The following is a 17,938-nucleotide window of genomic DNA, read 5'->3' as shown; positions in this document are numbered from 1 at the left end:
TTTTGCTTATTTTGATGAATAATAGACCCAGCTGATACCAGATAATACTTTCGATTATATCAAGATAAAATAATAATACCTAGAGAAGATGTACTAAGTATATGGTGCCAAACGGAACCTTGGAGGTGATGGCTACCGGTGGTGATTGGAACCTATGTAGGGAAAAGCCGTCATAGATCTCTAGAATAGACGATTGGTAATCAAATTGTACGGAGGATGCGATCGTGAAACTTCAACCTCGCCGTTTGCTTGCATCTACCCTGGTTGGTGCTATGCTAACCGTAGGCGCGGCGGCACGCGCTCAGGAAGTGATAGATGTTTCGGCTAATTTTTCTGACCCCCTCACCTTAACGGAAACTTCTGGTGGCGATCGCCAAGATTGCGGATACCATGGAGAAGAGCCAGATTTTATTATTAACCTGCAGCAGGATTTTACCTACCTACGTTTCTATGTGGAAGGAGAAGGCAAACCAACGCTGTTGATGGTAGGTCCCCTCAATACAGATAACAAAGCTAGGTATTGTTCGCAAACCGATCCGGTTTCTGGTGAAAATGCAGAACATTCCGGGTATTGGTCGGCTGGTCGATACGAAGTATATGTGGGTGAAGTGGAAAGCAGCCTTCAAAATCCCTACGAACTTAAGATTACGCAAGAACGTCCTTAATATTTTTTTCGCTTGGCATGGCTAGATTATTGTAGCTGGATGTTCCCTTGGCGATCGATCGCTTGGTTGAAATCTTTTTTCTTTTTTTCCTTTTATCCCCAAGTAGCTTTTTCGCCTCAATGCTACTGAAAACCGAGGAACGTCATTGTTGCTCGGTTTTTATTGTAACGATTTGTATCGTTTTCAGGCGTAGCGATCGCTTTTCGGGTATAATCCTAGCTACTATTTCGTGAGATTGGTTCTTGAGAGACAACAAACATACCAGTTCATTTTCTGTATAAAAGGAAAATTGATGGCAGAGTCTGCATCTAGAGACCTTAGAGAGGTCGATACCCAGGAAATTCTTTCAGCCTATGGTAAAGGCGATCGCGATTTTCGCAATATACGTGTTGTCAGTCAGTCCTTAGAAGGATGCAACCTACAAAACGCTGACTTTAGCGGCAGCCAGTCCCAAAATGTCAATTTCCAAGGAGCCAACCTAAACGGGGTTAAGTTTCGAGGAACCAATTTAGAAGATATCAATTTTCAGCAAGCCAAGGTAAAAGGCACCACTTTTCAGCAAGCGACGCTCAACCGAGTGACGTTTACAGGGAGTCGTTTTCAAGAAACCGATTTTATAAAAGCCTCTATTACCTCATCCAATTTCAACCAAACAACTTTAAAAGGCAAAGGAGTTCGATTCAATAACGCATCGCTGTACGATACCAATTTTTGCGAATCGAAAATCTATGGTGTCTCCTTTTCAGAATGTAAAAACCTACAAAATATTGATTGGAGCAATGCCACGCTCAAGCGAGCTATTTTTCGGGAATCTGTTCTTCAAAATTGCAATTTTAGCGATACCAGCATTTATGGTACCAATTTTCGAGAATCGGTTTTGCGAGATTCCACTTTTGCAGGCAGTAAAATAGGTACAGGTTTTGCTTTTCAAAAAATTCCCTTAACTACGATCTATACAATAATATTAATATCTTTATTATTTATATCTTTAAAGTTTTGGGATTTTATGTTCTATGCCCCTTATTTTCGAGACAGATTGCTAAAAGTAGTTTTAATAATTAGTTTAGTGTTTCTACCAATTTTTATTTTAGTTTTTACAAGATCTAAAACAAGTTTTTATAAAGTAAAAATCGAAAATATAGATTTTTGTGGTGCCAGGCTTGAAAGTACAAACTTTAACCAAGCAAACTGCCAGAAAACAAATTTTCGCAACATTCAAACTGGAATTCACTACAAATGGGCTAGATGGTTTGTCATCGCTTACTTATATTTTTTGCTTACTTTATTTAGTATTTGTGCTATTTATTTGGCCACAGTATTTACATACTTTATACTAAATAGTTTAAACTCTACTCAAGTAGAACAAAAGGCAACTTTTATGACTTGTATTATTTTAACAGTTCTTGGTTGCGCTCATTTTTTGACAACAAGTTTGCTTAAAAATATTAGTGAATCTATTTTGGGAGTTTTCATAACAGGATTTGCGATTTTACTCGTTACTTTCGAGCAGCCAGTTATAAGTGGTGTTGTCTGGACGATTGCTATTTTTGCTATATTACGAATTTTTAAAATTTTGGCAAATTTAAATTTATTAATGACAGTGTTTATCAAACTAGCAATTCTGTTTCTAGGATTGGTTGTATTCTTTAATTATCAAAATATCGATAACTTGAATTTGGTTGATGCTGATATAATACCAATTTCAGTCGCATCTATTATACTCTTTATTTTGTGGTCTACTTGGACAGCAACTTTGGTTTTTGAATTAAAATCTTTTCTATCCAATAGGGTAGTATTTTATTGTATTTCTTCTGCCAATATAACACTGATTTTTTTAAACTCCGGGTATGTGTTATATTTTGCTGCATATGCAGAATTTGAATGGCTAACTTTTTTAATAGAGTGGTTGGCACTTATTTTGGCAACGTTTCTAGGACTTTACTTGGGATGGCAAGCTATACAAGATCGTGAAAATTATCGCCTACTTCGCGATCGCGGCGTTTTCTTTTGCCATTTGTTTAAACCCTTCATTACTGAATTTCAAGGAGCCAATTTAATAGCAGCAAACTTTTCCTTTGCCAGACTGCAAAATGCCAATTTTCAAACAGCAGATTTAACTCATGCCTGCTGGTACGGAGCAACCAAACTAGAAACTTGTCGTTTTGGTAAAAGCTACCTGCGCTATCCTAGCATTCGCAAATTGCTAGCCAAACCGACACCAACAGGATTGCAACGACCAAAATCGCGCAGAGCCAGGCGAGTCATACAACGGTATCACCGACTACCCAAATCTATTAAAAAATTTATTCGTGCAGTCATATTCGATCCCAAGCTAAAAAACTTTGACTATCTCGATTTGCAAGGGATTCGCCTGAGTCATTGGAACATTCCCGACAATTTGGCAGATGGTCTGAGAGCCTTGCCAAAGGGATTGCACTTCCATCGCAGTTCCCTACAATTTTGGATTTGCTTCCCTACCAATGGGTTGGCAGCTTGGCTGTATCCCCTAGAGTTTTGGCGCAGTTCTCTTACCTATAACCTAGCCAACACGAGTTTTGCAGGAAGCAACCTTTGTCACGCCGATTTACGAGGAGCCAATCTAACCAATGTTAACTTGGTGGGGAGCAAACTCCATGGAACCGATCTTCGAGATGCCAACTTAACAGGAATTTACATTCAGGATGTACAACTCTCTTCAAAAACCCGTTTAGAAGGTGCTTTTTGTGAATGGCTTTATCTAGAAAAACCCCAAACCATTTCCACAGAACCAGTTTCTGTATCGCTAAAAGGGAAAGCACTGGATAACTGGGTTTTTGAAGGACTTTTTATGGGAGCTCAGGACGTTGCGGAAATTGCAGATATCCGCAATAATATTGCCAGTATAAAAAATGAATTTGCCACAATCGATTCGATTAGAAACCGGGTCAATCGAGAATATAGACTCAATCGGTTTGCCAATGAAGCTGCTGAAAAATATCAAATCGATGCCGACCTTTATCGACAAATGTTTGAGCATTACAAACACGAAAGACGACAGATGGAACGGCAGCAGTATTGGTGGCAATACATCCTTTGGTTTAAAATTGAACCTGGCATAGAAAAAGCCAATCAATGGACGCAAGAGCTAGATATTTTTCCTTTGCTGGAAAATTTAGGAAGATTGTCAATTTTAGTAGCTGTCGTTACTTTTGCGAACAATATTCTCAAGCCAAATTTCAATCCAGAACAACTATATAGGGCTGGGGAAAACGTACATCCCGATTCCGAACGAATTCCTGGCGTTCAACGATTGGCTTTGGAACAGTTACGCCAAAAACAAGGAAGCTTGGTGGGAATTCACGCTGAAGGAATGAATTTAGAGGGAATAAACCTCCGTGGTGCTGACTTAACGGGTGCCAATTTTCAAAATGCTACATTGACAGCAGCTGATTTCAGTCAAGCTACGTTGTTTGATGCCAATTTAGCAGGAGCTGATTTAGAAGGAGCACAATTAGGTTTTACATTGGGTAATGAAGCCTTGGACGAGCAGTTGTTCTTACTACCACTACCAGAGCATCTTAAAAAGGGTGCTAACCTAGAAAAGGCCGATCTGGAAGGGGCTAACTTAAACAATGCCAATCTAGAACGTGCAATTTTAAACAATGCCAATTTACGTAGTACCAAGTTAGTTGGTAATGAAACAAACTTGCAGAATGCCGAGTTACAGAACGCCAATTTAAGCGATGCCGATTTAAAAGATGCCACCTTAGCATTTGCCAATTTGACAAGTGCTAATTTTAAAAATGCCAATTTAAAAGATGCTAATTTAGTAGGTGCCAATTTAACAGATGCCATTTTAATAAATTCTGATTTAGAAAATACGAATTTAGCAGATGCCGATTTAACGGATTCTGATTTAACAGGTGCCAATTTAACAGATGCCATTTTAACAGATTCTAAGATGATAAATGATAATAACGGTATCGCAGGTGCCAACTTGACGGAGGCTAATTTAACAAATGCCGATTTAACAGATGCCGATCTAACAAATGCCAATTTAGAAGGGGCAATTTTTTGCAATACGACCATGCCAGATGGTACGGTTAGAAATGATGGATGCCCATCTTAGTTTTTCTTTTCCTATCCACGCTACAAACGATTTGGCGACAATTGAGAAATTATCTCATCTGTTTCTCCTGCCGCATGCCGTGCAAACCGCTGTGCCAACGCTGGTACCAAAACAAAGGGATTGCTAAAGCCAGCAAACAGCGAAATTCCCTCAAAGCCATCAAGTTCGCCAACCAACGGCAACCCATCCCTGCTAAATGCCACCAGGCACCGATGGCACTCTCCTGGTAAAGTTGCCAATGAGGGTAAAATCTGGCTAATACTGGCACGAATCTCTGCTTCGCTTTGCTTTAAATTGACTTTTGCTTGCGGGTCGGTGAGAACTCGCGAAATTTGACCGAGGCGAAAGCTGCCATCGAAAAACTGGACGGCACCGGTATCCAAAATGGCTGGTACGGGTTCGTTTCCCGGTTGTTTCCATAAGGGTTCGGCTTGTGGCTGCGTGGCTTTGGCTTCTAATTGTATCCGCTGCAACTCGGCTGGCATCACCAAAGTTCGCAATTGTACATTCGCTGGTGGCGTTTCGATCGCTTCGGCGTGGGTAAAGTAAATCGGAACGTGAATGCCGACTTTGGCTAAAAAGGCACGCGCTATGCCACCTACGCAAATGGCAGTTTGTTTGGCTGTGTAGGTAGTTTTAACTCCCCGCACTCCCCGAATTCGATCGCTTTCTCGTTGCAGGTCTACAGCGCGATCGCAGATGAGTTCACCACCCAACTGCTTGATTCCCTCGTACAGCGCCAACACCAACTTTTCTGGATGGACGTGACCATGGCGTACCGTTAAAGCACCCGCGATCGCGTTAGGATTTAAAAGCGGTTCCAACTCGCAAGCCTGTTGGACATCCAGCAACTGCGGCGGTATGGCAAACTTGGTATAGGATTGTGCCACCTGCTGCGGATCGCTGTTCGGTGTAATGGTCAGCAGCAGATTCAACTCCCGAAACGCAATTTCCCCCGGCAATTCCTCACAAAGCTGGTTATAGCGATCGCGACCTTCCCAACACAACTGCCGCATAGAAACGCCTCCCACCCTGCGATCGGTTCCCGACCAAAACGCAATGCCACCATAACTGTAGCGCGTCGCATTGTGCGGGGAAATTTGTTGCTCTAGTAAGGCAACAGCAAACCCAGCGCGTGCCAATTCGTACCCCAACATAGCGCCAGTGAGGCCGCCACCCACCACCAGCCAGTCATAGGTTTTCTGTGGCATATTCTTTGATCCCAGATGCGATCGCATGGTCCTGTCACCAGCCAAAACCCAACTGTGCCTTTCCCCATAACCGGCAGCAAACAGTTTAGGAATTGCTGTCAATCTGACGCGCGGATACTTCCACCGCATCCACATCAATGGTTCCTGGTGGGGTTAGGCGCTGAAACTTCCCATCTTGTACCTTCAGGGGTTCGCCGCAGCTGGGACATTTAAACTCATATTTGCGAAAACCAGTAAATTCGTACTCGCAAACCGGACAGCTATCTTGAACCAACTGGCGGCTGAACCACCAACGCACCCCCAAAAGAATTAAACTAGGGGCAATAAAAACGAACAGAAGTAAAATCAGCAAAAACTGAAACGTGCCTTTTACCAGCCAGCCAAGACCGATGGAACTCAAAAAGATAATTCCGACGATAATGGCTAGCCAGAAACCAATTCCCGAAAAGTTCACACGTATGCTTTTCATGTTGTCGCGATTCACGGTGGTCACCTAAAAAAATCGGCAGGGTGTTTTATTCCTATCCTAGCTTTCTTGCAAGAGCCTTTGGATTTTTTCCGTTAAAGCATCTTTACCAAACTTGGCCAAAGCTTGCGATCGCAGCCAATCCCCCTGACAGCGTTGGTCCTCGCCGCGCAGCAGTTCGACACAAGCCGCCGCCACAGCTTCTGGGTCGCGATAGGGAACTTGCCAGCCTACCCGACCGTCTTGCAGGGGATCGGCAGAACCATCGGCATCCCCAGAAACCACCGGCACCCCACAGGCCATTGCTTCTAAATACACAATACCAAATCCTTCCCGCGATGGCATGACGTACCCATCCGCCACCCGGTAGTGGTCCGGGAGTTCTTCTGTAGCTACAAAACCAGCAAACACCACCCGATCGCGCACTCCCAAATCTTCCGCCAATTGCGCCAAACGCGGTTGGTCGTCGCCGCGACCGATGACCAAATACTTCACCTCGGGGAAAACCGCCGCAATTTTCCCCAACGCGCGAATGGTCACATCTACCCCCTTGTAAATATCCCCCGACCACAAACGCGCCACGGTCATCAACACCTTCGCATCGTACAATCCGTACCGTTCTACCAACCTCTGGGGTTTTTTTCCAGGGGTAAACCGTTTCCCATCCACCACGCAGGAAACCATACGAAACTGGCGCGGGTCGAGATGGTTGGCCTCGCAAGCGCGATCGCGGCTGTGGCGACTGATGGTCCAAATGCTGTGTGCTTTTTGCAAGGCGCGTACGTAAGCAGGAGAAAGCGGTTCCCAAACTTCCTTGCCGTAGGTAAGCACGGTATAGGGAATTCCCAAAGACCGACACAACAACTGGGTCATCGGTGCCAAATTCACATGGCCGCAAAATACCCGCTGCGGACGCCGCCAAAGTAATAAAAACAGCAACCAACTCGCCAGTCGTACCCTTCCCAGCCAAGGGGAAAGCGTTTTTAAATAGTGAAAAGCAAATACATCGGTATCCCTGGCAAAAGGATTGTCGCCGTCTGGGGAATCCCGCAACAGCAAAACCTCTGCCTTAGCAGCTTGGGGAAGCGGAGGTGACGCCAAATCCCTAACGGCCAGTTTGTAGGCGTGGAGGATATCCTTAACGTAGGATTGAATGCCACCCTCAATGGAGAAAATTTCTAGAAAGAGAAAAATATGATTGGCTGCTGGTTTCACGGAAGCCATCCTCGATTGGTGTTATTGAAAAAATCTGGCAGCATTTTCTTCCGGAGTGTTTGGCCGCCGATCCAGAATTTCTGCCAGTGGCGATCGCCAAGCAGTGGCAATTTGCCGGTAGCCTTCCCGATTGGGATGAATGCCATCCGCCAGTTGGTCAACGCTAACGTAATCGTAAATATCTACAAAGGTTAGGGGAACATTGTTAGAACGTTCCCGCGCCGCCAAATCCGCGATCGCTACATTAAAAGCTTCCACTCGTTCGTTGAGGGTAGGATCTTCCAGCGGTGGCAGCGACCCCACCAAAATACTCGTTTGCGGTTGTTGCTGGTGAATATCCCGTATCAAAGCCAACCAACGTTGCGCCGCCGTATCCAACTGGTATCCTTGGGCCATATCGTTGGTACCAATCAGCAGCACAACCACCTCCGGTTGCGATCGCCGCAGCCAGCCAGCAATCCGTTTGCGAATTTGGTCGATCCGCCATCCCGAGTGACCTTCGTGGTCTCGATCCGGCAGTTCCGGCGGTCCATCTTGCAAAGACCCCACCAAATCAATGGCATACCCATCCTCCTCTACCAGCATTTGCCACAAAGGCAGGCGATAGCCACCAGGAGTATACGGTCCTTTGGTAATTGAATCTCCCAACGGCATCACCGCGATCGCATGACCATTGTTTTCTAAAACCTGGTTGGACATTCTATTCCCCGGCCAGCATCCCACAACCATCAACGCTACTAGGATAGTACCGATCGCGATCGCTACCCAATTTTTTCTGCTCATAACCAAAACACCAACGAACCTACACTTGGCTATTCCCCCATCTATTCCTATCCCATCTTCCCCATCTTTGCTATTTTAAAAATAGAAACCAAAGCCCATTGAAAAAATTTCCCATGAACTATTTAGTAGCCGTACTCGCCGATCGCATTCAGGCGGAAGCCGCTTACTCAGCTTTAGAGCAAGAAGGCTTTCCCATGGAGAAAGTCACCATTCTGGGAAAAGGATACAAAACCGCCGATGAATTTGGGTTAATTGACCCCAACGAACAAGCCTTAAATCAAAGCAAATTTTTGGCTACCTGGTTGATTCCCTTTGGCTTCGTGGCCGGGTTTACCTTCAGTTATATCACCGGCTTGAACACCTTTGCCTGGGCCGGCGAAATTGGTAACCACGTCGTTGGTGGCTTTTTAGGCGCGATTGGTGGTGGTATGGGAAGTGCCTTCGTCGGAGGAGCTGTGGGAGTAGCCATTGGCGGTGGCGATGCACTCACCTACCGCAACCGTCTTAATGCCGGAAAATATATCATTGTCGTTCAAGGATCTGACACCCAAACCCGTCGCGCCACCAATTTGCTGCGTTCCTACGAACCAGAAAACTTGCAAGGCTATCAAGCACCCGAATCCTAATTTTTGCCATCATGCTACCAAGAGAGGACCTACTCAAAGGCGTCGAACATCGGGAAACTCTAGCAAGAGCGATCGATTTAGCGGAAAACGCACTGCGTACCTGGGAAGTTTCCTATACGGATTTTCTCTCGCCACCAGAAGTGGTGGAAATCCAGGAAGTATTGGGTCAGTTGAGCGAAGTTCACCTGCTAGCTGCCGGAGGATATCCCCAAGCCGAACGCCAACGCATGGCGATCGCGCGTTGCGAACTTCCTTTGGATGCTTCCATGGTTCCCCTCACGCCTCTCGACATTAGCGGCAATTTTCTCTTCGATACCGCCACCCACCGCGATTTTCTCGGCGCTATTTTAGGGACGGGGATAGTTCGGGAAAAAGTCGGCGATATTATTATTTTGGGAGAACGCGGCGCTCAAGTTATTGTAGTTCCCGAAATTGCTGAATTTTTAGAACTTAGTTTGACCCAAGTGCGATCGGTTCCGGTAAAAACCCGCCAAATTGACTGGAAAGAACTCAAAGTTCGTCCTCCCAAGAAAAAAGAAATGACCACCGTAGAACCTTCCATGCGACTGGATGCGATCGCATCTGCCGGATTTGGCATGTCTCGCAACAAAATGTCAGACCTCATCGCCGCCGGCGACGTTCGCGTCAACTGGAAACTCGTTACCACCGCCAGCCACAGCATCTCCCCCGGTGATTTAATTTCCGTACGCAGCAAAGGTAGGGTAGAAGTCGGTGACGTCAGTACCACTAAGAAGAATCGATATCGGGTGCAGTTGACACGGTATGTTTGAAGGGAAAACAAAGAGAAGATGGGGAGTCCGATCGAAGGAAAATTCCCTAACCTTAAATTATAACATTTCTAGAAATTTTAGCAAAATAAAAATCGCCGCTCATTTGTTAAATCTTGCAAGAAATCCAACGCGCCAGTCCCCCTGATATTTTATACCAGATTCGCTCCGCAAGAATCACCATTTTTTGTAGGGAAATCCCCCGTAGTTGCCCCTTTTACCCTATAGCAACACCAAATTCCACCTCAGAAATCGTATCATCTAATTCCTTTTTGTAGGGGCACTTCGCAAAGCACCCCTACCAGAGCAATAAGAAAATCTTAGACAATCGTTCTTTTTCAGAAATGCTCTTAGAATCGTTCTCCAAAACTAAAGTGGAGGCTAACGTCTCCTTGGTCGGCAACACCCAAATCCAGCAGTAACGGACCAAACTCCGAATCTACCCGCAAACCAACACCGACACCAAAACCCGTTCCGGCTTTATCCCGTTCGTCTGCCGGTTCGCCTTTCACCGTTTCCGCCGTATCGAAATCCGTACCAAAATCCACAAAAGCAGCGCCATTAATTGTCCGCAACAGCGGCAAATCTACTTCACCAAACAAAGGAAAACGATACTCCGCCGTCGCCTGCAAAAATGTACGTCCAGTTCCCAGTTCGCCGGCGCTATAACCGCGTACAGACTTCCTACCTCCCAAGCTAAACCCTTCGTAAGGAGGCAAATCGCCAATCGTATGACCCCCCTGCAAATTCAACAGTAGGGTTTGTTCTTCCGCCAAGGGAACATACTGGCTGTAGCCGGCGGTAATGCGATTGAAAGCAATATCGCCAAAGCCAATGGGAAGGGATTGTTCCACCCCTACCTTGAGTTTGGAACCACTGGTGGGAAACACTTCTCGATTGAGACTTTCTCCCACCAACCCAAAATTGAGGGTTACCAAGTCGTCTTGACCGTCTTCCCCGAAGGTAAGGCGATTGCCAAACTCATCCCGTTCCTGAACTTCATCGGTAAAAGCGCGGTTGCGGACAGACACCCGTTGGTAGCCAATGCCGGCGCTGAGGGTAACATCGGGATGGACCTTTTGGGAAACTTCCACTTCCCCTCCCAACCGGTGCACCCAGGGAGTATGTTCGTGGACCAGTTCCACATCTTGACCGCCGTGGATAAAAACGCCTTCGGGGGAACGGCTGTTAAAAAACGACAGGCGATATCCCACCTCCTCCATGGTGGGGTCTTTGTCGTATGCCAACTCGTAGCCGAAAGTCTGTTCGCCAGCTTCAAAACTGGCTTCTATATTTCCCAGACTGGCCTCAATTTGTCCGAACCAGCCTTTGGCAGAACTGTTGCTGGGAAAAGCAAAAATGGAAAATCCACCACCATCGTCGTTGCCTGGCGGTTCTTGAGCAATGGGAGCAGCCAAGGTCCCCGTATCCTCCGGTTGCAGCAAATGGCTGGCATTTTCCCGCAGAGCCGGATTGGTTGGTGGGGCCAGGGACTCGCTGGTTGGGGTAGGATGGGAACTAGGTGGCGTTTGTCCGTAGCTGGGGGCAGCCAATAGGGATGTGCTGCTGGCTAGGACAATGGTAAAAATTGTGGGAGAATGGTTTTTTAGCGATCGCATATTCCGTTCACTCCTGGTATGCCATATCAAAAGGTTTACCTACTTTTGTCTTTGGAAAAAGTAAAAATTTTAGAACTCAAGAAAAAAGAATGCTCAGTTTTCCAGACTTTTTTACGGCTTGTTCCGGTCGCTGGACCACGGAAAGAACCTATCACTATACGCTCAAAAACGAAATCGAACGCTCCCATACGGAGTTCACCGTACGGCCTCTCGAAGAGGCATACAAGCAAAATATCATATCCTCCCTTGGTGGGGCGCAAGTCAAAGCAATAGAGCCCAAAATTCCTCAAAATAAAGAAATCCCCGGCTTTGCCATTCATTTTGATACGGTGTCGGAAACCGGCGAACAGGTCTCTATGAGTTTAAATGCCTTGTTCGTCCCGGACCGCTACCTGCCATCCGATAGGTGGGAAACTTCCCCCATCCCGGTTCCAGCAGCAGCGGAAGTATCCGAACGCGACGAGGAAGTAATTCGGGGATACTACTTACGCGACCAAGGGTACTCGGAAACAGGTGCGATTGCCGGACGGTTTACCTACCAACCCACCCGCCAAGCCTTGGAAATGACCACATTTTACCGTCGTTCCGTGGCGGTCGATCGCATGCGTTTTATTGCTCCCGACCAGCGCCTGCGTACCATTATTACCTACGAACGTCCCCCCCACCAAAACCAACCTCCCACCACGGTCAATTTGGTGGGATTTGGCTTGGAACAGCGACAGGCTGAGGGATAGCTCGCACCAATCCATCGTCTACAGACCCCTTGAAACTATGTATCGCCGCGATTTTCTTTTTGGGACTGGTTTGCTGGCTCTGGGGTTCCTCCTTTCCGGATGCGGTGGCAGCAGCCAAAATGCATTTCGTGTCCGCTTTTTGAAAAATTCCGTTCCCCTGCGGATTTTAAATAAATTTCAACCTGCCGCCGAGGTTCCCTTCCATGCAGAATCGGAACAGCAATTGCAGGATTTGTTTGCTTTTTTAAAAACTTGGCAACAACGGGTGGACATTTCCGAAAGGACCCCGCGCCGTCCCCATGTGGTTACTTTGGGGGATTACTGGCTCAGCCAAGCGATCGCGCAAAACCTCATTCATCCGGTCAAAACCGACCACCTTACCCGTTGGTCGCAGCTTTCCCCACGCTGGCAAACCCCAGTTCGCCGCAACCGGCAAGGCCATCTCGACGAAAACGGTCAAGTGTGGGGAGTTCCCTATCGCTGGGGATGTACGGTCATTGCCTACCGCCAGGACAAACTAGACTGGCTACCCCAGGATTGGTCGGATTTGTGGCGTCCCCAACTCAAACAACGCCTCTCGCTTTTGGACAATCCCCGGGAAACGATTGGGTTGACCCTGAAAAAGTTGGGGTTTTCTTACAATCAGACTTCCCTGGCAGAGGTTCCCCAGTTAGAATCCGAACTGCGATCGCTACACCAACAGGTGAAGTTTTACAATTCCACTACCTATCTAGAACCATTGATTCTCGGGGATACCTGGGTGGCAGTGGGGTGGTCCACCGATATTTTGCCGGCTTTGTCCAGCCACCGGGAAATCGCGATCGCTATGCCAACCTCGGGAACGGCTTTATGGGAAGATGTGTGGGTATGTCCGGCTTTACCAGAGCCATCGGCAAGTTCCCCACTGACATCTACGCTCCACCAATGGTTGGATTTTTATTTGCAACCGGAAATTGCTTTGCAACTGGCGTTGCTGAGCAAAGGATCGTCTCCCGTTCTCTCTGCCAGCGATGCTAAGGAAATTCCCGAATCATACCGTTCTGTTCTAGCTCCCTCGCCAGGGATTCTCGACAGCAGCGAATTCTTGGAACCCCTATCTCGGGAACTAGTTAAGGACTATCAGGCTCTTTGGCAGCAGGTTCGCAGCCAAGTTTGATGCCGGCAACAGGAAAAGGAAGGGGAATTTGGGATCGAAATATTGACAAATTTTGGATTTTCTGGTATCTTTCTATTATAGAAGCAGACAATCCTGGCTTAGCTAGGAAGCCAATTTTCCCCAGTTTCCCCAAAAGGAAAATTTTTCAAAGCCCCTAGCGCAGGGGAAGGTTTCGGTTGAGACTCCTTCGCTCAAACATCTAAGCAGGAAAATTTTATTTTTTGAAGTGGGGAGTTCAATTAAAAATCAAAACCGCCGCTGCCGCGCAAACTACCACCTTTGCCAGCAGTATCGATCCAAACGCGACAAAAATCGCCCCCCGTACTGCAGTTGTATACAGCCAACAAATCTTGCTGGCGGTTAAATACACGGATGTTGTAGCCAAAATCCTGTGCGGCCGTTCCCATACGGTTGACAAATTGATAGCGTGCCAGATACTTCATAAAACTCCATACCTGGCGATTCACCAGCAAATCCACCTGCTGGGTTTCCGGGGAGACGATCCAATTTTCTAGAACTTGATACTGCAGCTGTTCGCGGGACCACCACAGACTGGGAGGGGTCAGTCCTTCCCGAGAAATATCGTCGATCGTCCGCAGGGAACGGTCTTGATTGGTTTCTCCTGCTTGCAAAGGCTCAAAATTGGGCGGTTCCAGGGAAGGAATTACTAGGGGAGTAGGATATTTGGGGAAATTATCCCCATCACTGGGTTGTGCGATGGCGGTAGGAGACAGCCAAAAGCTCCCTCCCAGAAAAGCAAGCAGGCAGATATGGTGGATGGAGCGAAAGACAGGCATGATGTGCATCCTTGTACGGCATTTAAAATTCCCACAGGCGGCGACCTTCGCGACCCTTGAGGCGTTCGTGGGTATCTCCTAGGAGTTTGGGAATATCCAGATTTTCCGGACAGCGAGGCAGACAATCGCCACATTCAGTACAGCGGTTGCCCTTACGACCAGGGAACCAGTGACCGGCATTTTCAAACATACGGTAGCGATACTTGCCAAATTCGCTCATGTCGTAGGCTACGGCTAAATTGCGCAGTCGCAAAACCTCGGGAATGTTAATTTCTTCTGGACAGGGGAGGCATTGGTAGCATTGGCTGCATTTGTCGCTTCCCAAGGCAGCATCGGCGGTGGATTTGAGTTTTTGTAGGGTGGCGGCTTCTTGCGCCGTTAGCGGTTCGCTGCGATCGCCCAGTCGAACGGCTTCTTGCAACTGTTCGGGATTGGCAGGACCAACGCTGAGGGTAGTCACCCGGCGATCGCTTAACAAAAATCGATAGGTTAGTTCCAACGGTGTAAAAGGCTGGCACAACTGCTGGAGTTTGGCCGGTGGCGCAAACAATTGTCCCCCTTTATCGGCAGGGGAGATAATAAATACCCCCATATCTTGCTCCCAGGCAAGATCCACAGCTTTATGGAGGCGCTGGTAAAAATAGTAATAATGCAGATTGACAAAATCGAATAAATTTGATAGGATAGATTGCTGGACAATTTCTAAAGGCGCGTGGGTAGAGAAACCCACATGGCGTACGCGACCATCAGCCAAAGCCCGTTCCCATCCGCGGCGACAACCATCGGCAGCCAGCACCCTATCGAGGTGGTCCCAAGTATTGATACCGTGAACAGCCAGTCCGTCGATAAAGTCAAGCTGCAGCCGTTGCAGGGATTCGTCAATATAGCGCTCCATTTGGTCGGCGCTTTCCAGGGGCGGAATTTTGGTAGTGACAAACAACTGCCGGCGCGGTAGGGGCAAACCAGCTTGCAACGCCTTGCCCAGATACACCTCACTGCGACCGTACCCCCGTGCCGTTTCGATATGGTTGATGCCTTGGCGGACAGCCTCGCGGACAGTAGCTATTGCCATTTCTTCGCTACGAAGGCATCGCATCGTTCCCACCGAAAAAACCGATATGAGACGGTTGGTGCGGCCAAAGCGTTTGTAGTGCATGTTGATCCAATCTAAAAAAACACCAATCGCCATCAGCCATTAGCCCGAACCTTGATAGGTCAGGTCGCGACCAATGACCAATGACGAACTTCAAGTTTCGCCTTGCCTGGGGAGGAAGCTGGGTTACTGACTTTCTGCCCCTGCGGAACCGCCCCGTTGAATAAAATCCTCCGGTCGCAAATTGGAAACAAAATCGTGAAACGCTTGGCGTTCCGCCTCATCAGCATCCCGGTCAACGGGAATCGAAGCATCAGCAATCACTTCTTCCATGACCCAGATGGGGCTATCCGTACGTAAAGCCAACGCGATCGCATCGCTAGGGCGGGCGTCAATTTCTTTTTTGGTATCCCCTTGGCGAATCATCAGCAAGGCATAAAATGTATTGTCCTGCAGGGCATGGACCACCACCTTTTCCAGTACCATATCCCACTCATCCAAGAAATTGGCCATGAGGTCGTGGGTTAGCGGACGCGGTGGTTTTTGGTTTTCAATCGCACCAATAATGGCTCTAGCTTGGTCTTGACCGATATAGATCGGCAAGGCGCGGCGTTCGGAATTATCTTTGAGCAGTACAATGGGACTCCTGGTAGCTGCATCTAGAGCAATACCAGCAACTTTCATTTCAATCATGGGTTCAGCCTCGTGAAAACATCGGCAAAAGCACGCTTCGTTCCAAGGAAAAGCATGAAGGGTCGATGGGAAGCTACCTCTAATTCTAGGAAATACAATAGGGCTTTTCCTATATAGGATGCGGGTTTTAACCGTTCCATCGGGAACCTTTGCTGTCGTCAAGCTACAGCACCCAACGAACCAACCTAGAACAGTCCCCACAGTATTCTCTATTTTATTTTATAGCCATCTCGATCGGAGTGAATAGCCAACCGAGTGCCATGCTGCTTGGTCCATCTATATCGCTGCTGTGCTAGATTTTTGGTGGTTCCCCCTACCTGACGGGGATTTTTGTCAGCTGGTGTTTGCAAACAAGGAGTTGGCTGTGTTTACCGGAATTATACAAACTGTAGGGACCATCAATGCAATCGGCAGCGATCGCCTAGAAATTTCGTGGGAAGCCGTCCATGCCCCCGCCGCGATCGCCGAAGATTTAGCTATTGGCGATAGCATTGCTGTAGATGGCATTTGCCTCACCGTAGAAAAAATTCTACCATCGGGCTTTATCGCCAGCGTCTCCCCAGAAACTCTCCGCCGCAGCACTTTGGGCAACGCTTCCGGCCAACCCGTTAACCTAGAATCCGCCTTGCGTGTCGGCAGCAAACTCGGCGGCCATTTCGTTTCCGGCCACGTCGATGGCATGGGTGGTTTGGAAACTGTGGTGGAAACCGCCACTGCTTGGGAAATAGTGTTTGGACCAGCCCCCGACCACATACAAACCTGGCAAAAACACATCGCTCCCTATATCGTATCCAAAGGTAGTATAGCGATTAACGGCATTAGTTTAACCATATCGGACTGCGACGATGGGGGCAATTGGTTTCGCGTCGCTGTCATCCCCCATACTTACCACCACACCAACCTATGCCACCTCCGACCGGGAAGTTTGGTTAATTTAGAAACTGACCTCCTCGGCAAATACGCCGAAAAACTCCTGCGCCAACACGTACAACCCAACTCCACATCTCCCCATACTGCTGCTAGAGAAGACCTAACCCCAGAATTTTTAGCCGAAAATGGCTACTGTTGACACTCTCTAAACATCGTGAAACCAATACACCAACGTACCCGTTTCGTCGCTGTTCACCTCAGCCAAACCTTCCATTTCCAACTCTCGCAAGAGCATCTCCACATCCTGGACAGCAATTTGCGTATCCACCGCCAGTTGTTCAACAGAAACGACACCCCCTTTGTCTCTAGCTGTTTGCAATACCTTGAGCTTTAAATCCTCGTGTGTGGGAGAAGTCATCGTTTCCGTGATGGCGGGAGAAGATTCTAGGGGAACCCCTCGGGGTGACAAACCGTATTTGGCTTTGGTGCGACTTTCATATTCTTGCACCAGCGATGGAATCAAAAACAAATCCAAGATCGTGCCAATATCTCCCACCAAAGGCAACATCCACAGGAATCCCGTCACGAATTTACCGTTGTAGAAACGATGCAAACCGCGCAGGGGATTGGCTACGTTACCAGCAATCAACCCCACAGCCCAGAGCAAATAAGTGATTTTCAGACGCGGCGTTGGTTGTAGTTGCAAGATGGTTGGTTCAATGGGGTCGGATACCGACGCTGCTGAGGCAGAAGCATTGCTCCTCTCACTATTCACTGACGACGATCGCGTGGGAGAATGACGGTTGAGCTCGTCTAAAATCTGTTGGGCGCTGGTGTAGCGTTGGCTAAGAGCCCTTGCCAGCATTTTATCGAGAACGTAGCCCAAAGACTCGCTAATGTGATTGTCCACCAAATAATCCTGCCAAACCCAAGTATCCTCGTTGCTGTCGAACAAGTCAAAAGGCGGCATATCCGTTAGCAGGCGAACGCAGGTCACGCCCAAAGCATACAAATCGCTGGCATAGCTGGCTTTACCGGCATGAATCGGGAGCTTGAAAGCCCTGACTTTTTAAAGCAGGGATGAAAAGCGACCCGTGCGGCTTTAGCCGCCGTC

At 47.6% G+C, this 17,938-nt stretch carries 16 protein-coding genes; 7 read left to right on the top strand and 9 right to left on the bottom strand.

Annotation, left to right across the window (positions count from 1 at the left end; genetic code table 11):
• Nucleotides 1-224 precede the first annotated feature (224 nt).
• Nucleotides 225-665, top strand: a complete 441-nt coding sequence (locus AS151_RS15045) for a hypothetical protein (protein ID WP_071517880.1) — start codon at nt 225-227, stop codon at nt 663-665.
• Nucleotides 666-957: 292 nt separating this feature from the next.
• Nucleotides 958-4,773: a pentapeptide repeat-containing protein gene (locus AS151_RS15040; protein ID WP_071517879.1), complete on the top strand. Its 3,816-nt coding sequence runs from the start codon at nt 958-960 to the stop codon at nt 4,771-4,773.
• A 20-nt stretch (nt 4,774-4,793) separates the two neighbouring features.
• On the opposite strand, the gene AS151_RS15035 is transcribed toward AS151_RS15040, so the two are convergent.
• The 4 genes from AS151_RS15035 to AS151_RS15020 all read right to left on the bottom strand — a co-directional run bounded on the left by AS151_RS15035 (nt 4,794) and on the right by AS151_RS15020 (nt 8,448).
• Nucleotides 4,794-5,984 (bottom strand): FAD-dependent oxidoreductase, encoded by a 1,191-nt coding sequence (locus AS151_RS15035; RefSeq protein WP_071517878.1) that lies wholly within the window; start codon nt 5,982-5,984, stop codon nt 4,794-4,796.
• Nucleotides 5,985-6,069: 85 nt separating this feature from the next.
• The gene (locus tag AS151_RS15030; protein ID WP_244533033.1) at nt 6,070-6,453 is read right to left on the bottom strand and encodes a hypothetical protein; all 384 of its coding nucleotides are present in this window, start codon (nt 6,451-6,453) and stop codon (nt 6,070-6,072) included.
• Nucleotides 6,454-6,510: 57 nt separating this feature from the next.
• Nucleotides 6,511-7,674: a glycosyltransferase gene (locus tag AS151_RS15025; RefSeq protein ID WP_071517877.1), complete on the bottom strand. Its 1,164-nt coding sequence runs from the start codon at nt 7,672-7,674 to the stop codon at nt 6,511-6,513.
• Nucleotides 7,675-7,686: 12 nt separating this feature from the next.
• Complete coding sequence (locus AS151_RS15020; protein ID WP_071517876.1) at nt 7,687-8,448, bottom strand: SGNH/GDSL hydrolase family protein; 762 nt, start codon at nt 8,446-8,448, stop codon at nt 7,687-7,689.
• A 113-nt stretch (nt 8,449-8,561) separates the two neighbouring features.
• On the opposite strand from AS151_RS15020, the gene AS151_RS15015 reads away from it, so the two are divergent.
• The gene (locus AS151_RS15015) at nt 8,562-9,074 is read left to right on the top strand and encodes a hypothetical protein (RefSeq protein WP_071517903.1); all 513 of its coding nucleotides are present in this window, start codon (nt 8,562-8,564) and stop codon (nt 9,072-9,074) included.
• Between the two features lie 11 nt (nt 9,075-9,085).
• Complete coding sequence (locus AS151_RS15010; protein ID WP_071517875.1) at nt 9,086-9,865, top strand: photosystem II S4 domain protein; 780 nt, start codon at nt 9,086-9,088, stop codon at nt 9,863-9,865.
• Between the two features lie 347 nt (nt 9,866-10,212).
• Here the strand turns inward: AS151_RS15010 and AS151_RS15005 are convergent, their stop codons facing one another.
• Nucleotides 10,213-11,481 (bottom strand): BamA/TamA family outer membrane protein, encoded by a 1,269-nt coding sequence (locus tag AS151_RS15005; RefSeq protein ID WP_071517874.1) that lies wholly within the window; start codon nt 11,479-11,481, stop codon nt 10,213-10,215.
• 89 nt (nt 11,482-11,570) lie between these two features.
• Between AS151_RS15005 and AS151_RS15000 the strand changes: the two genes are divergently transcribed.
• A complete protein-coding gene (locus AS151_RS15000) occupies nt 11,571-12,215 on the top strand; it encodes a phycobiliprotein lyase (RefSeq protein WP_071517873.1) in 645 nt (214 codons plus the stop codon).
• Between the two features lie 139 nt (nt 12,216-12,354).
• Complete coding sequence (locus AS151_RS14995) at nt 12,355-13,371, top strand: extracellular solute-binding protein (RefSeq protein WP_244533032.1); 1,017 nt, start codon at nt 12,355-12,357, stop codon at nt 13,369-13,371.
• 239 nt (nt 13,372-13,610) lie between these two features.
• Here the strand turns inward: AS151_RS14995 and AS151_RS14990 are convergent, their stop codons facing one another.
• From AS151_RS14990 to AS151_RS14980, 3 genes are all read right to left on the bottom strand, one after another.
• Complete coding sequence (locus AS151_RS14990) at nt 13,611-14,168, bottom strand: hypothetical protein (RefSeq protein ID WP_139240678.1); 558 nt, start codon at nt 14,166-14,168, stop codon at nt 13,611-13,613.
• A 22-nt stretch (nt 14,169-14,190) separates the two neighbouring features.
• Nucleotides 14,191-15,324, bottom strand: coding sequence for an aldo/keto reductase (locus AS151_RS14985; protein WP_071517902.1), 1,134 nt, complete (start codon nt 15,322-15,324; stop codon nt 14,191-14,193).
• Between the two features lie 123 nt (nt 15,325-15,447).
• The gene (locus AS151_RS14980) at nt 15,448-15,954 is read right to left on the bottom strand and encodes a bifunctional nuclease family protein (RefSeq protein ID WP_071517870.1); all 507 of its coding nucleotides are present in this window, start codon (nt 15,952-15,954) and stop codon (nt 15,448-15,450) included.
• A 364-nt stretch (nt 15,955-16,318) separates the two neighbouring features.
• Here AS151_RS14980 and AS151_RS14975 point away from each other — a divergent pair, with 364 nt between their 5' ends.
• A complete protein-coding gene (locus tag AS151_RS14975; protein WP_071517901.1) occupies nt 16,319-17,023 on the top strand; it encodes a riboflavin synthase in 705 nt (234 codons plus the stop codon).
• Nucleotides 17,024-17,029: 6 nt separating this feature from the next.
• Here AS151_RS14975 and AS151_RS20905 read toward each other — a convergent pair whose 3' ends face one another.
• Nucleotides 17,030-17,821: a TM2 domain-containing protein gene (locus AS151_RS20905; protein ID WP_139240676.1), complete on the bottom strand. Its 792-nt coding sequence runs from the start codon at nt 17,819-17,821 to the stop codon at nt 17,030-17,032.
• Nucleotides 17,822-17,938: the final 117 nt, after the last annotated feature.

The organism is Geitlerinema sp. PCC 9228 (assembly GCF_001870905.1).
Lineage (GTDB): Bacteria > Cyanobacteriota > Cyanobacteriia > Cyanobacteriales > PCC-9228 > PCC-9228.
The sequence above is the reverse complement of the archived record's forward strand: the minus strand, read 5'-3'. Positions and strand labels throughout refer to the sequence as shown.

What these genes read in the sequence shown, in the direction of transcription:
- AS151_RS15040 (WP_071517879.1), top strand. Translation starts at nt 958, where the DNA reads ATGGCAGAGTCTGCATCTAGAGACCTTAGAGAGGTCGATACCCAGGAA.
- AS151_RS15035 (WP_071517878.1), bottom strand. Translation starts at nt 5,984, where the DNA reads ATGCCACAGAAAACCTATGACTGGCTGGTGGTGGGTGGCGGCCTCACT.
- AS151_RS15030 (WP_244533033.1), bottom strand. Translation starts at nt 6,453, where the DNA reads ATGAAAAGCATACGTGTGAACTTTTCGGGAATTGGTTTCTGGCTAGCC.
- AS151_RS15025 (WP_071517877.1), bottom strand. Translation starts at nt 7,674, where the DNA reads ATGGCTTCCGTGAAACCAGCAGCCAATCATATTTTTCTCTTTCTAGAA.
- AS151_RS15020 (WP_071517876.1), bottom strand. Translation starts at nt 8,448, where the DNA reads ATGAGCAGAAAAAATTGGGTAGCGATCGCGATCGGTACTATCCTAGTA.
- AS151_RS15015 (WP_071517903.1), top strand. Translation starts at nt 8,562, where the DNA reads ATGAACTATTTAGTAGCCGTACTCGCCGATCGCATTCAGGCGGAAGCC.
- AS151_RS15010 (WP_071517875.1), top strand. Translation starts at nt 9,086, where the DNA reads ATGCTACCAAGAGAGGACCTACTCAAAGGCGTCGAACATCGGGAAACT.
- AS151_RS15005 (WP_071517874.1), bottom strand. Translation starts at nt 11,481, where the DNA reads ATGCGATCGCTAAAAAACCATTCTCCCACAATTTTTACCATTGTCCTA.
- AS151_RS15000 (WP_071517873.1), top strand. Translation starts at nt 11,571, where the DNA reads ATGCTCAGTTTTCCAGACTTTTTTACGGCTTGTTCCGGTCGCTGGACC.
- AS151_RS14990 (WP_139240678.1), bottom strand. Translation starts at nt 14,168, where the DNA reads ATGCCTGTCTTTCGCTCCATCCACCATATCTGCCTGCTTGCTTTTCTG.
- AS151_RS14985 (WP_071517902.1), bottom strand. Translation starts at nt 15,324, where the DNA reads ATGCACTACAAACGCTTTGGCCGCACCAACCGTCTCATATCGGTTTTT.
- AS151_RS14980 (WP_071517870.1), bottom strand. Translation starts at nt 15,954, where the DNA reads ATGATTGAAATGAAAGTTGCTGGTATTGCTCTAGATGCAGCTACCAGG.